At 64.5% G+C, this 13,042-nt stretch carries 13 protein-coding genes; all 13 read left to right on the top strand.

What is annotated here, in order from left to right; genetic code table 11:
- Positions 1–10: 10 nt before the first annotated feature.
- Complete coding sequence (locus tag AC10V3_RS14265) at positions 11–991, top strand: beta-ketoacyl-ACP synthase III (protein ID WP_022535931.1); 981 nt, start codon at positions 11–13, stop codon at positions 989–991.
- 70 nt (positions 992–1,061) lie between these two features.
- Positions 1,062–1,997, top strand: coding sequence for an ACP S-malonyltransferase (fabD, locus tag AC10V3_RS14260; protein WP_349604179.1), 936 nt, complete (start codon positions 1,062–1,064; stop codon positions 1,995–1,997).
- A gap of 19 nt (positions 1,998–2,016) precedes the next feature.
- Complete coding sequence (gene fabG, locus AC10V3_RS14255) at positions 2,017–2,766, top strand: 3-oxoacyl-ACP reductase FabG (protein ID WP_022535929.1); 750 nt, start codon at positions 2,017–2,019, stop codon at positions 2,764–2,766.
- A gap of 170 nt (positions 2,767–2,936) precedes the next feature.
- Positions 2,937–3,176, top strand: coding sequence for an acyl carrier protein (gene acpP / locus AC10V3_RS14250; RefSeq protein ID WP_008644813.1), 240 nt, complete (start codon positions 2,937–2,939; stop codon positions 3,174–3,176).
- 191 nt (positions 3,177–3,367) lie between these two features.
- A complete protein-coding gene (fabF, locus tag AC10V3_RS14245; protein ID WP_022535928.1) occupies positions 3,368–4,600 on the top strand; it encodes a beta-ketoacyl-ACP synthase II in 1,233 nt (410 codons plus the stop codon).
- Between the two features lie 637 nt (positions 4,601–5,237).
- Complete coding sequence (gene rpoE, locus AC10V3_RS14240; RefSeq protein WP_010814682.1) at positions 5,238–5,837, top strand: RNA polymerase sigma factor RpoE; 600 nt, start codon at positions 5,238–5,240, stop codon at positions 5,835–5,837.
- 115 nt (positions 5,838–5,952) lie between these two features.
- Positions 5,953–6,576, top strand: a complete 624-nt coding sequence (locus tag AC10V3_RS14235) for a sigma-E factor negative regulatory protein (protein WP_022535926.1) — start codon at positions 5,953–5,955, stop codon at positions 6,574–6,576.
- An 8-nt stretch (positions 6,577–6,584) separates the two neighbouring features.
- Positions 6,585–7,664 (top strand): MucB/RseB C-terminal domain-containing protein, encoded by a 1,080-nt coding sequence (locus AC10V3_RS14230; RefSeq protein WP_041681541.1) that lies wholly within the window; start codon positions 6,585–6,587, stop codon positions 7,662–7,664.
- Positions 7,665–7,800: 136 nt separating this feature from the next.
- Positions 7,801–9,288 carry a DegQ family serine endoprotease gene (locus tag AC10V3_RS14225; RefSeq protein WP_022535924.1) on the top strand — a complete coding sequence of 496 codons (1,488 nt, stop codon included), beginning with the start codon at positions 7,801–7,803 and terminating at the stop codon, positions 9,286–9,288.
- An 18-nt stretch (positions 9,289–9,306) separates the two neighbouring features.
- Positions 9,307–9,591 (top strand): glutaredoxin family protein, encoded by a 285-nt coding sequence (locus AC10V3_RS14220; RefSeq protein WP_022535923.1) that lies wholly within the window; start codon positions 9,307–9,309, stop codon positions 9,589–9,591.
- Between the two features lie 210 nt (positions 9,592–9,801).
- Positions 9,802–11,595, top strand: coding sequence for a translation elongation factor 4 (gene lepA, locus AC10V3_RS14215; RefSeq protein ID WP_022535922.1), 1,794 nt, complete (start codon positions 9,802–9,804; stop codon positions 11,593–11,595).
- 81 nt (positions 11,596–11,676) lie between these two features.
- Positions 11,677–12,576: a signal peptidase I gene (gene lepB / locus AC10V3_RS14210; protein WP_022535921.1), complete on the top strand. Its 900-nt coding sequence runs from the start codon at positions 11,677–11,679 to the stop codon at positions 12,574–12,576.
- Positions 12,577–12,622: 46 nt separating this feature from the next.
- Positions 12,623–13,042: a DUF4845 domain-containing protein gene (locus tag AC10V3_RS14205; protein ID WP_022535920.1), complete on the top strand. Its 420-nt coding sequence runs from the start codon at positions 12,623–12,625 to the stop codon at positions 13,040–13,042.

Here is a 13,042-nt window from a genome sequence, read left to right as displayed (position 1 = left end):
CCGACACTACATGACCAAGTACGCAAAAATCATCGGTACCGGGAGCTACCTGCCTCCGCGGCGTGTGACCAACCATGATCTGGCGACGCAGCTTGCCGAGAAGGGCATCGAGACCAGCGACGACTGGATTGTCTCGCGCAGCGGTATCTCGGCACGCCACTGGGCGGATCCCGATGTGACCAGCAGCGACCTCGCGGTCAAGGCGGCCGAGCAGGCCATCGAGGCTGCCGGCATCGACCGCCAGAGCATCGACCTGATCATCGTCGCCACCTCCACGCCGGACTTCGTGTTTCCCAGCACCGCCTGCATCGTGCAGGACAAGCTGGGTATCACCAACCACTGCGCGGCGTTCGACCTGCAGGCCGTGTGCTCGGGCTTCGTGTACGCGCTGGCCACGGCCGACAAGTTCATCCGCAGCGGCTCGCACCGCAACGTGCTGGTGATCGGCACCGAGGTGTTCTCGCGCATCCTGGACTTCAACGACCGCACCACCTGCGTGCTGTTCGGCGATGGCGCCGGCGCGGTGGTGCTGTCGGCTTCCGAAGAGCCGGGCATCCTGTCGAGCGCGATGCACTCCGACGGCAGCCATGTCAACATCCTGTGCGTGCCGGGCAACGTTGCCGGCGGCAATATCACGGGCAACGCGTTCCTGCACATGGACGGCCAGGCCGTGTTCAAGCTGGCCGTGACCGTGCTGGACAAGGTCGCGCGCGAGGCCATGGAGGCCGCCGCGGTGGCACCCGCCCAGGTCGACTGGCTGATCCCGCACCAGGCCAATATCCGCATCATGCAAGGCACCGCCAAGAAGCTCGGCCTGCCCGCCGAGCGCATGGTCGCCACCGTGCACGAGCATGGCAACACCTCGGCCGCGTCGATCCCGCTGGCGCTGGACGTCGCGGTGCGCGACGGCCGCATCCGCCCGGGCCACACCGTGCTGATGGAAGGCGTCGGCGGTGGCTTCACTTGGGGTGCGGTGCTGCTGCGCATGTAATATGCGGCCGGCGCCATGGCCTGCGTGACCGCGGCGCCGGTCACCGGTTTCTTATTAGGGTTCCAATCCGATGAAATTCGCTTTCGTATTTCCCGGCCAGGGTTCGCAGTCGGTCGGCATGCTCAATGCCTTTGCTGATAACGCCGTGGTGCGCGCCACCGTGGAAGAGGCCTCGGCTGCGCTCGGCCAGGACCTCGGCCGCCTGATCGCCGAAGGCCCTGCCGAAGAACTTAACCTGACCACCAACACGCAGCCGGTGATGCTGACCGCCGCCGTGGCGATCTACCGCGCCTGGCTGGGCGCCGGTGGCCCGGCACCGGCACTGGTTGCCGGCCACAGCCTGGGCGAGTACTCGGCGCTGGTAGCCGCGGGGGTGATCCCGTTCGCCGAGGCGGTGCCGCTGGTGCGCTTCCGCGCGCAGGCGATGCAGGAAGCCGTGCCGGTGGGCGAGGGCGGCATGGCCGCGATCCTGGGCCTGTCCGACGACGATGTGCGCGCCGCGTGCGCCGAAGCATCGGCCGCGGGCGTGGTCGAGGCCGTCAACTTCAACGCACCGTCGCAGGTGGTGATCGCCGGCCACAAGGGCGCGGTCGAGAAGGCCTGCGAAATCGCCAAGGCCAAGGGCGCCAAGCGCGCGCTGCCGCTGCCGGTGTCGGCGCCGTTCCACTCGTCGCTGCTCAAGCCCGCCTCGGACCGCCTGCGCGAGCGGATGACCGGGCTGGGGTTCGCCGCGCCGTCGATTCCGCTGGTGAACAACGTCGACGTGGCCATCGTCAACGACCCGGACGCAATCAAGGACGCTCTGGTGCGCCAGGCCGCAGCGCCGGTGCGCTGGGTCGAGTGCGTGCAGAAGATGGCCGCCGAAGGCGTCACGCACGTGATCGAGTGCGGCCCGGGCAAGGTGCTGGCCGGCATGACCAAGCGCATCGACGGCAACCTGACCGGCGGCGCGATCTTCGATCCGGCCTCGCTGCAAGACACGCTGGCACTGCTGAAGTCAGCGTAAGGACGAAAGGACACTCCGCATGACCAAACTTCTCGAAAACCAGGTTGCGCTGGTGACCGGCGCCTCGCGCGGCATCGGCCGTGCCATTGCGCTGGAACTGGCCCGCCAGGGCGCTACTGTGATCGGCACCGCCACCAGCGATGCCGGCGCGGCCGGCATCACCGATTACCTCGGCACCGAAGGCCTGAAGGGCAAGGGCGCCGTGCTGAACGTCAATGACGCGGCCGCTTGCGACGCGCTCATCGACGAGATCGTCAAGACGCATGGCGGCATCGGCGTGCTGGTCAACAATGCCGGCATCACGCAGGACCAACTGGCAATGCGCATGAAGGACGAGGACTGGCTGGCGGTCATCCAGACCAACCTGACCTCGGTATTCCGCCTGTCGCGCGCGGTGCTGCGCCCGATGATGAAGGCACGCCAGGGCCGTATCATCAATATCACCTCGGTGGTGGGCTCGGTCGGCAACCCCGGCCAGATGAACTACTCGGCCGCCAAGGCGGGCGTGGCGGGCATGACCCGTTCGCTGGCTGCGGAAATCGGCAGCCGCAACGTGACAGTGAACTGCGTCGCGCCGGGTTTTATCGACACCGACATGACCAAGGCGCTGTCCGAAGAGCAGCATGCTTCGCTCAAGACGCAGATCCCGCTGGGGCGCCTGGGTCAGCCGGAAGATATTGCCAATGCGGTGGCCTTCCTGGCCGGTCCGCAGGCCGCGTACATCACCGGCACCACGCTGCATGTAAACGGCGGGATGTACATGAATTAATGGGTTTTTGGGTGGCAGATTTCGGGGGAAAAGCCGGAAGAAGCCATCTGAAGTGGTAGTTTTCCGAACCAAACGGGCGCAATTCTTGCAAAGCTTGGCAGGCGGCATTTCTGTCGTCTCAAACCTGCTAAAATGCGCCCACTTTTTGTCGAACTTCCCTGGAGGGTTACATGGACAATATCGAACAACGCGTCAAGAAAATCGTGGCAGAACAGCTTGGCGTGGCCGAGGCAGACATCAAGAACGAATCCTCGTTCGTGAACGATCTCGGTGCAGACTCGCTGGACACGGTTGAACTCGTGATGGCGTTGGAAGATGAATTCGGCATGGAAATTCCCGATGAGGAAGCCGAGAAGATCACGACCGTGCAACAGGCTATCGACTACGCCACCGCGCACGTCAAGGCCTAAGCCCGTCGTCTCTGAATTCCGAGCCACAGAAGGCAGGTGGGCGGGCCGTCGCGGCCTCGCCTTGCTGTTTTCTGTGGCTTTCGTCTGTTCGAAGAAGCAGAATGGAACGTGCCTCGCCGCGCGGCCAGCCGGCCGGGCCGCAGGTTGATCCACCGCTCCGCTCCCGCTTCATACACCCGTAGGAAAACATAGTGAGCCGTCGTCGCGTCGTCGTCACTGGGCTTGGCCTTGTGTCTCCGGTCGGAAACACGGTTGCCGAAGGTTGGGCCAACCTGGTTGCCGGCAAGTCCGGCATCGCCACCATCACCAAATTCGATCACTCCGCGCTTTCCGTGCACTTCGCCGGTGAAGTGAAGGGCTTCAATCCGGAGGACTACATTCCGGCCAAGGAAGCCCGCAATATGGATGCCTTCATCCATTTCGGCATCGCGGCAGGTACGCAGGCCCTGAAGGACAGCGGCCTGGAAGTGACTGAAGCCAACGCCGAGCGCATCGGCGTGCTGGTCGGCTCGGGCATCGGCGGCCTGCCGATGATCGAAGAAACCCACGCGGTGCTGACCGAACGCGGTCCGCGCCGCATCTCGCCGTTCTTCGTGCCGGGCTCGATCATCAACATGATCGCCGGGCACCTGTCGATCATCCACGGCATCAAGGGCCCGAACCTGGCCGCGGTGACGGCCTGCACCACCGGCCTGCACAGCATCGGCCTGGCCGCGCGCCTGATCCAGGCCGGCGATGCTGACGCCATGCTGGCCGGCGGCGCCGAGTCGACCGTGTCGCCGCTGGGCATCGGCGGCTTTGCCGCGGCCCGTGCGCTGTCGACCCGCAACGACGATCCGGCGGCGGCCTCGCGTCCGTGGGACAAGGACCGCGACGGCTTCGTGCTGGGCGAGGGCGCCGGCGTGATGATGCTGGAAGAGTACGAGTCGGCAAAGGCGCGGGGCGCGCGCATCTATGCCGAGTTGATCGGCTTCGGCATGAGCGGCGACGCGTTCCACATGACCGCGCCCAACATGGACGGCCCGCGCCGTTGCATGGTCAATGCGCTGAAGGACGCCGGCATCAACGGCGACGAGGTGCATTACCTGAACGCCCATGGCACCTCCACGCCGCTGGGCGACAAGAACGAATCCGATGCGATCAAGGCCGCGTTCGGCGAGCAGGCCTACAAGATGGTGGTGAATTCGACCAAGTCGATGACCGGCCATCTGCTGGGCGGCGCCGGCGGGCTGGAATCGGTCTTCACCGTGCTGGCGCTGCACAACCAGGTAGCGCCGCCGACCATCAACATCGACAACCAGGATCCCGAGTGCGACCTGGACTACGTGGCCAACACGGCGCGTGACATGAAGATCGATGTGGCGGTGAAGAACAACTTCGGTTTCGGCGGCACCAACGGCACGCTTGTCTTCCGCCGCGTCTGATCCGTGGTTGAGGCGGGCCCTGCGCGGGCTGCGCCAGGACAGGGTCCATCCGTTGCGGTGGGCCCTGTTCGTGTTTTGCGCCGCAGAAGTTGCGGCGCTCTGCCTGCTTGCGCTGACGCTGGCCGATGCGGTCGCCGCCAGCCCGGCGGGCTTTCAATGGCTGCGCGCCGCCCTGGCGCCCGCACTCGTGCTTGCCGGTGCGGGGACAGTGCGGGCGTGGCGCGGCTGGTGGCGTGCCTTGCGCTGGCGCTGTGTGGCCGTGCTGCCGGCTGCCGATGGCAGGGGACCGCTGCGGATCCGGCTGGAAGGTCCCGGCGGTGTCCGGCGCGAGACTGTGGTTCGCGCCTGCTGGCACGCCGGTGGTACTGCTGTCGTGCGTTTCGCTTCCGGCGCGCCTGGAGTGCCGGGCGCCATCTTTCTCCCCTGGCAAGCGGCCTCGGCCGGCATGGTGCGACGGTTGCAACGTGACGCCAGAGTTGCACTGCGGGTGCAACCAGTTCCGGCGGCTGGGGAACGATTTTGTTAGCTTGCGGTCACAGGAGGCGCGTTGCTTCACCGGGCGAGTCCTGAATCGTAGGTAAAATACAACGTTTGTCGTGACGACCAAACCAAGAGATACACTGCAGGTGAGCCATACGTGAGCGAACGCGAAGCCGATCAGCTCCTAGTTGAACGCGTCCAGCAGGGCGATAAGCGGGCCTTTGAACTTCTGGTGACCAAATACCATCGGAAGATCATTCGCCTGATCTCGCGCCTGGTCAGGGACCCCGCCGAAGTCGAGGATGTGGCGCAGGATGCCTTTATCAAGGCATACCGTGCCTTGCCCCAGTTTCGCGGGGAGTCGGCCTTCTATACGTGGCTGTACCGGATCGCCGTCAACACGGCCAAGAACTATCTGGCCACCCAGGGCCGCCGCCCGGAAGCGTCCAGCGATATCGATGCAGAAGAGGCTGAAACTTTTGCGGACGGTGAGCAACTAAGGGATATCAATACGCCGGAGTCGATGCTTCACACGCGCCAGGTTGCCGAGACGGTGAACCGAGCGATGGAAGCACTGCCGGAGGAATTGCGGACCGCCATCACGCTGCGCGAGATCGAGGGCCTCAGCTATGAGGAGATCGCCGAAGCGATGGGATGTCCGATCGGCACCGTACGCTCGCGCATCTTCCGTGCGCGCGAGGCGATTGCCGAGAAATTGCGCCCGCTGCTGGGAACGGCAGAAGGCAAGCGGTGGTAGTTGTTCGGTAGCAAGGAAGAATGTCGTGCGGCCAGCGTTGCAGCCTATTCCTGCATCGATAAGCGACAGAAGTGACGGGATTATCGGTGTTCAATGGAATGTCTTGGGGTGGGAAATGGGTCAGGCTCATAAGCAGTCGGTTCATGTAGTGGAAGCAGCGGAGCAGATCTCCGTACTGATGGACGGCGAACTGGCGCCGCACGAAGTCGATGCCGTGCTGGCCCTCGCGAAAAGCGACGCCGGCCTGTCCGACTGGTCCGCATACCAGTTGATCGGTGACTCGCTGCGCTCGGAAGACCTGACGCACGCGGGTTCCACCGCCGCTTTTCTCGCTAAATTCTCCGCGCGCCTGGAAGCCGAGCCGCACGTGCTGGTGCCGGCCGTGGCGCAGGCCAGCGCCCGCCATCGCCTGCTGGTCAGGCCGTCGTGGGTGCGCCGCGTGATGCCGGGCACCGCGATCGCGGCCGCCGTGGCGGCGGTCAGCTGGGTGGTCGTGCCGCAGATGCGCGGCCCCGCCAGCCTGGGCACGCCGGATGCCGTGGTAGCGCGCGCCGACCAGCCCGCACAGCCGAACGGCATCGTCACCGTGGCAGCGGAAAACACCCAGATGATTCGCGATCCCCGCCTGGACGAATACCTGCGTGCCCATCGCACGTCGGTGGCAACGGATGCTGTTGTGCCGACCATGCGCACGGTTGCCAACGGTGCAAGCTTCTCTCAGGAAAATACGCAGGAATAATGCCGGACATGCATAAAGGATGGTCGCCCGCCTATGTAGCGGGCGCCCAGAAAATCAGGGCCGTGCGTAGGTCCTTTTTTCTGGCCTTGTGTCTGACTGCTGCCGCGGCCACCGCGCAGCCTTTGGACAATACGCTGAACCGACGCGATGCCACCGCCTGGCTCAACAAGATCCACAAAGCCGCGCAGCGCGAGAACTATGTCGGCACGTTGATCTACCAGCGCGGTAGCGTCATGCATGCCTCGCGCATTCAGCATTACAGCGATCTCGTCCACAACGAATACGAACGCCTGGAAACGCTCGACGGCAAGCCGCGCGAGGTGCTGCGGCAGAACGACGTCGTGCATAGCCTGATCCCCGAGGCCAAGCTGGTGGTGGTGGAGAAGCAGGAAGCCAAGGACCGCTTCCCGGCGCTGCTCGCCACCAATAAGAACGACGTGCTGGAGCTGTACGACATGCGCAAGATGCCCGCGGAGCGGGTCGCGGGCATGGAGTGCGAAGTCTTTGCGCTGGAACCGCACGATGCCGCGCGCTACGCGGTGCGGCTGTGGGCCGAGAAGAGTTCCGGCCTGCTGATGCGTGCGCAGACCATCGGCGACGGCGGCAAGGTGCTGGAGCAGGTCGCGTTCTCGCAGGTGCAGATCGGCGTGCCGTCGGAGAAGCAGCGCATTCTCAGCGCGATCAAGAGTGCCAGCAGCTGGAACCACTACGAGGTCAAATACCAGCCGACCAATATCGCCGATGAGGGCTGGTCGATCGCGGTGCCGCTGAAGGGCTTCCAGAAGATCCGCGAAGTCCGCCGCCCGCTGGGCGAGCTGCGCGCATCGGCGCAGAACAACGGCCGCAGCCAGGTCTTCGAAGTGCTGCAGATTGTCTACAGCGACGGGCTCACCGGCCTGTCGGTCTTTATCGAGCCGGTTTCCGAGCAACGCGTGCGCCGCGAAGGCGTGGCCGCGCTCGGCGCGACCCAGGTCGTGGTGCGCCGGATCTCCGATTTCTGGATTACCGTGGTGGGCGAGGTCCCGGCGAGCACCGTCAAGCAGTTTGCGACGGCCGTGGAGTACCGCCCGCCCAAGGCGGTACACTAAGCCAAACGCAGGTGCAGCCGGCGCCGCGGGACCCTCCGTCCCCGGTGCCGGCTCCATGAAACCTGTGCAGGGGTCCCCGCCAAAGGATCACATCCAGCCGGTTTTACCTTCTTTCCCTGAATCCCGGGAGTTGTCGATGACTTTCAGATCTCCAGCCCTGGCGCGGGCCATGGTCATGGCTGCCATGTTGGTGCTCGGCCCGACGGTGGCCGAAGTCAGCCATGCCCAGGCTGCCGCCGCCAACTACAACCTGCCCGATTTCACTGACCTGGTGGAAAAGGCGAGCCCGGCCGTGGTCAATATCCGTACCACCGAGCGCGCGCGCCAGCGCAGCGGCGCGCCCGGCGACGATGACGAGATGGCCGAATTCTTCCGGCGCTTCTTCGGCGTGCCCATGCCCGGCGCGCCGGCGCCCGGCACCCCGCCGCGCCGCGGCCAGCCGCCCCAGCAGGAAGAGCAGAGCCGTGGCGTGGGCTCCGGCTTCATCATCAGCCAGGACGGCTATGTGATGACCAACGCGCACGTGGTCGCCGATGCCGAAACCATCTACGTGACCCTGCCCGACAAGCGTGAGTTCAAGGCCAAGCTGATCGGCTCCGACAAGCGCACCGACGTGGCGCTGCTCAAGATCGAGGCCAGCGGCCTGCCGCGCCTGCCGCTGGGCGATTCCGACAAGGTCCGCGCCGGTGAGTGGGTGCTGGCTATCGGCTCGCCGTTCGGGCTGGACAACAGCGTCACCGCTGGCATCGTCTCGGCCAAGGGCCGCGACACCGGCGACTACCTGCCGTTCATCCAGACCGACGTGGCGGTCAACCCCGGCAACTCGGGCGGTCCGCTGATCAACCTGCGCGGCGAAGTGATCGGCATCAACTCGCAGATCTACAGCCGCAGCGGCGGCTATATGGGCATTTCGTTCGCGATCCCGATCGACGAGGCGATGCGCGTGTCCGAGCAGCTCAAGACCGCTGGGCGCGTGACGCGCGGTCGCATCGCCGTGGCGATTGGCGATGTCACCAAGGAAGTGGCCGATTCGCTGGGCCTGGGCCGTGCGCGCGGCGCACTGGTCGGCAGCGTGGAGCCGGGCGGTCCTGCCGAGAAGGCGGGTATTGAAGCCGGCGACATCATCCTGAAGTTCAACGGCCGTGATATCGAACGTGCTTCGGACCTGCCGCGCCTGGTGGGTGATACCAAGCCGGGCACGCGCGTGCCGCTGCAGCTGTGGCGCAAGGGCGGCACCCGCGAGGTCACGATCACCGTCACAGAGCTGGAGCCGGACGGCAAGGCCCGCGCCAGCAGCAGCGCCAAGCCCAAGGACGAGGGCGCTCAGACGAGCAAGCCCAACGCCCTGGGGCTGGTGGTCAACGACCTGCCCGAAGCGCGCCTGAAGGAGCTCAAGCTCAAGTCCGGCGTGGAGGTCGAGTTGGCCGACGGCCCGGCGTTGCGTGCCGGCATCCGTCCGGGTGACATCATCCTGCGCCTGGGCGATACCGACGTGACCAATGCGCGCCAGTTCAATGAGCTGGTGCGCAGCCTGGACAAGAGCCGCATTGCCGCGGTGTTCGTGCGGCGCGGCGACGCCACCCAGGTGCTGACGCTGCGTCCGGGCGCCACCTCCACCCGCTGATCGCCACCAGGATCCGGTATGCCCGCGCTGACGCTGTACGGCCGGGCATACTGCCACCTGTGCGATGACATGAAGGTCGCGCTGGAACTGCTCCGGCGCGATTTTTCTTTCGAACTGCATGAAGTGGATGTCGATGCCGATCCCGGCCTCGAGGACCGCTTCGGCGAACTGGTGCCGGTACTGATGCCCGGCACGCCGGCCGAGCTGGAAGGGAAGGCGACGCAGCTTTGCCACTATTTCCTTGACGAAGCAGCGGTGAGGGTGTGGCTTGCCGCACATGGCGCCGCCAACGCCAGCTGCTGACGGACGCTGACAGCGGCCGGCAGCCGTGCCGCGCGACCATTTCACGACCCGGAAGCCGTTGAAAATCCGGTAAAATTGCGGATTGGCGCAAAAATTGCACCTCCAAACCTTGCGGCACGCCCGCGCACGCCTTGCGGCGCGCGGCGCCGGGCCGTTCACGAACGCTTGAAGCTGCCTGGGCCCTCTTGCCGGCGCTCCCCTGAAGACTAGATGGACCATATCCGTAATTTCTCGATCATTGCCCACATCGACCATGGGAAGTCCACCCTGGCCGACCGGATCATTCAGCTTTGTGGAGGGCTGTCGGATCGGGAGATGGAAGCGCAGGTCCTCGATTCGATGGATATCGAAAAGGAGCGCGGCATCACCATCAAGGCGCAGACCGCCGCGCTCAGCTACAAGGCGCGCGACGGCCAGGTCTACAACCTGAACCTGATCGACACACCGGGACACGTCGACTTCAGCTATGAAGTGAGCCGCTCGCTATCGGCCTGCGAAGGCGCACTGCTGGTGGTCGACGCCTCGCAGGGCGTCGAGGCGCAGACCGTGGCCAATTGCTACACCGCGATCGAGCTGGGCGTGGAAGTGGTGCCGGTGCTGAACAAGATCGACCTGCCGCAGGCTGATCCCGACAACGCGATCCAGGAAATCGAGGACGTCATCGGCATTGACGCGCAGGACGCCACGCCGTGCTCGGCCAAGACCGGTCAGGGCGTGCAGGACGTGATCGAGGCGCTGATCGCCAAGGTACCGCCGCCCAAGGGCGACACCGACGCGCCGCTGCAGGCGCTGATCATCGATTCGTGGTTCGATAACTACGTCGGTGTGGTGATGCTGGTGCGGGTGGTCAACGGTACGCTGCGCCCGAAGGACAAGGTACTGCTGATGGCCAACGGCTCGCAGCACCTGGTGGAGCAGGTGGGCGTGTTCACGCCGAAGTCGATCCCGCGCGATGCGCTGACGGCGGGCGAGGTCGGCTTCGTCATCGCCGGTATCAAGGAGCTGAAGGCGGCCAAGGTGGGCGACACCATCACCACCACGCAACGCAAGGCCGACGCGCCGCTGCCGGGCTTCAAGGAAGTCAAGCCGCAGGTGTTCGCCGGCCTGTATCCGGTGGAAGCCAACCAGTACGAGGCGCTGCGCGAGTCCCTGGAAAAGCTTCGGCTGAACGACGCCTCGCTGATGTTCGAGCCGGAAGTGTCGCAGGCGCTGGGCTTCGGCTTCCGCTGCGGCTTCCTGGGCCTGCTGCACATGGAAATCGTGCAGGAGCGCCTGGAGCGCGAATTCGACATGGACCTGATCACCACCGCGCCGACGGTGGTGTACCAGGTGCAGATGCGTGACGGCAGCATGGTGACGGTGGAGAACCCCGCCAAGATGCCGGACCCAAGCAAGATCGAGGCGATCCTGGAACCGATCGTCACTGTCAACCTGTACATGCCGCAGGAATATGTCGGCTCGGTGATCACGCTGTGCACGCAGAAGCGCGGCACGCAGATCAATATGAGCTACCACGGCAAGCAGGTGCAGTTGACCTACGAGATCCCGATGGCGGAAATCGTGCTGGATTTCTTCGACCGCCTGAAGTCGGTATCGCGCGGCTATGCGTCGATGGATTACGAGTTCAAGGAATATCGTCCCTCCGACGTGGTCAAGGTCGACATCCTGATCAATAGCGACAAGGTGGATGCGCTGTCGGTGATCGTGCACCGGTCCAACTCGCAATACCGCGGGCGCGAAGTGGCTGCGAAAATGCGCGAGATCATTCCGCGCCAGATGTACGACGTGGCGATCCAGGCCGCGATCGGCTCGAATATCATTGCCCGCGAAAACGTCAAGGCATTGCGCAAGAACGTGCTGGCCAAGTGCTACGGCGGCGATATCTCCCGCAAGAAGAAGCTGCTGGAAAAGCAGAAGGCCGGCAAGAAGCGCATGAAGCAGGTGGGTACGGTCGAGATTCCGCAGGAGGCCTTCCTGGCCATCCTGCAGGTGGACGACAAGTAATCGCGTGTGGGCGTGGCCGCGGCCGCGCCCGGCCGCCAATAACAAAGGCTGTACCAGGATTTCCAAGAACCAGAAGCCGTCATGAATTTTGCACTGATCCTTTTTGTGCTGGTGGTGATTACGGGCGTCGCGTGGGTGGCGGACAAGCTCGTGTTCGAGCGGCAGCGCCGCTCTTCCGCGCGGCTGGCGCTGGCGGAATTCGATTCGCGCCAGGGCGACCTGCAGGGCCGCTTCGGGGCCGCGGACGCGGATGCCACGCGCAAGCGCCTGGCCGAGGAAAAGCTGCGCCAGCCGTGGTGGCTGGAGTATTCGGCCAGCTTCTTCCCGGTGATCCTGGCGGTGTTCGTGCTGCGCTCGTTCGTGGTCGAGCCGTTCAAGATCCCGTCCGGCTCGATGATCCCGACGCTGCTGATCGGCGACTTTATCCTGGTCAACAAGTACCAGTACGGCATCCGCCTGCCGGTGGTGAACAAGAAGGTGATGGAGGTGGGCGAGCCGCAGCGCGGCGACGTGATGGTGTTCCGCTACCCGAAGGACCAGTCGCTCGATTACATCAAGCGCGTTGTCGGCGTGCCGGGCGACGTGGTGCAGTATTCCAACAAGCGCCTGACCATCAACGGCAAGCCGGCCGAATACACCGTGCTGCCGGACTTCCTGGACGAGGAGCGGCTGGCCTATTCCAAGCATTTTCGCGAGAAGCTGCCAGGCAGCGTCGATCATGGCATCCTGAACGACGTTGACCGCCCGGCGTTCGTGGCAGGCGCGGACCCGGATTTCCCGTACCGCGAAAACTGCACATACAATCAACTTGGCGTGACTTGCAAGGTACCTGTGGGTCACTATTTCGTCATGGGTGACAACCGGGACAACAGCCTCGACTCCCGTTACTGGGGGTTCGTGCCGGACCAGAATATCGTCGGCAAGGCGTTTGTGATCTGGATGAACCTGGGTAATTTCGGACGCGTGGGATCGTTTAAATAGAATCTCCGCGGCGCAAGAACACTCAACACAAAACGAGGGAAGCGCGATGGGTCGATTTGGGAAGGTGGGGGAAAAGATTCCGGCTCGGCGTCAGGCATGCCGGGCATACCTTGGGCAGCGGGCACGGGCGGGCGGTTTTTCCGTCTGGACGCTGCTGGTGATCGTGGTGTTCGTGATCGGCGTGGCCTTGCCCGCCGTGCGCTCGATCCCGAGCCTGCTGGAATATTTTTCGGTCAAGCGTGCGGCCACTTATGCGAAGCAGCGTGCAGCCAACAAGCGCGAAGTGGTCGAGTATTTTGACAAACAGGCAATCATCGACCGGATTGCCGTAGTAAAAGGCGAAGACCTGCTGATCCGCGAGGACGACAATGGCGCCATCCAGTCGGTCGATTTTTCGTACCGGACCGAAGTGCCCGTCTACGGACCCCTGAGTCTTCTGATTACCTATTCGGGAACGCAGCACTGA

Source organism: Cupriavidus sp. PB-02 (assembly GCF_058252315.1).
This window is presented reverse-complemented; position numbering and strand designations above follow the sequence as displayed.

Coding starts and splice junctions, on each gene's coding strand:
- lepA (WP_022535922.1), top strand. CDS start 9,802: ATGGACCATATCCGTAATTTCTCGATCATTGCCCACATCGACCATGGG.
- AC10V3_RS14265 (WP_022535931.1), top strand. CDS start 11: ATGACCAAGTACGCAAAAATCATCGGTACCGGGAGCTACCTGCCTCCG.
- fabG (WP_022535929.1), top strand. CDS start 2,017: ATGACCAAACTTCTCGAAAACCAGGTTGCGCTGGTGACCGGCGCCTCG.
- AC10V3_RS14220 (WP_022535923.1), top strand. CDS start 9,307: ATGCCCGCGCTGACGCTGTACGGCCGGGCATACTGCCACCTGTGCGAT.
- AC10V3_RS14230 (WP_041681541.1), top strand. CDS start 6,585: ATGCATAAAGGATGGTCGCCCGCCTATGTAGCGGGCGCCCAGAAAATC.
- AC10V3_RS14225 (WP_022535924.1), top strand. CDS start 7,801: ATGACTTTCAGATCTCCAGCCCTGGCGCGGGCCATGGTCATGGCTGCC.
- lepB (WP_022535921.1), top strand. CDS start 11,677: ATGAATTTTGCACTGATCCTTTTTGTGCTGGTGGTGATTACGGGCGTC.
- AC10V3_RS14205 (WP_022535920.1), top strand. CDS start 12,623: ATGGGTCGATTTGGGAAGGTGGGGGAAAAGATTCCGGCTCGGCGTCAG.
- acpP (WP_008644813.1), top strand. CDS start 2,937: ATGGACAATATCGAACAACGCGTCAAGAAAATCGTGGCAGAACAGCTT.
- AC10V3_RS14235 (WP_022535926.1), top strand. CDS start 5,953: ATGGGTCAGGCTCATAAGCAGTCGGTTCATGTAGTGGAAGCAGCGGAG.
- fabD (WP_349604179.1), top strand. CDS start 1,062: ATGAAATTCGCTTTCGTATTTCCCGGCCAGGGTTCGCAGTCGGTCGGC.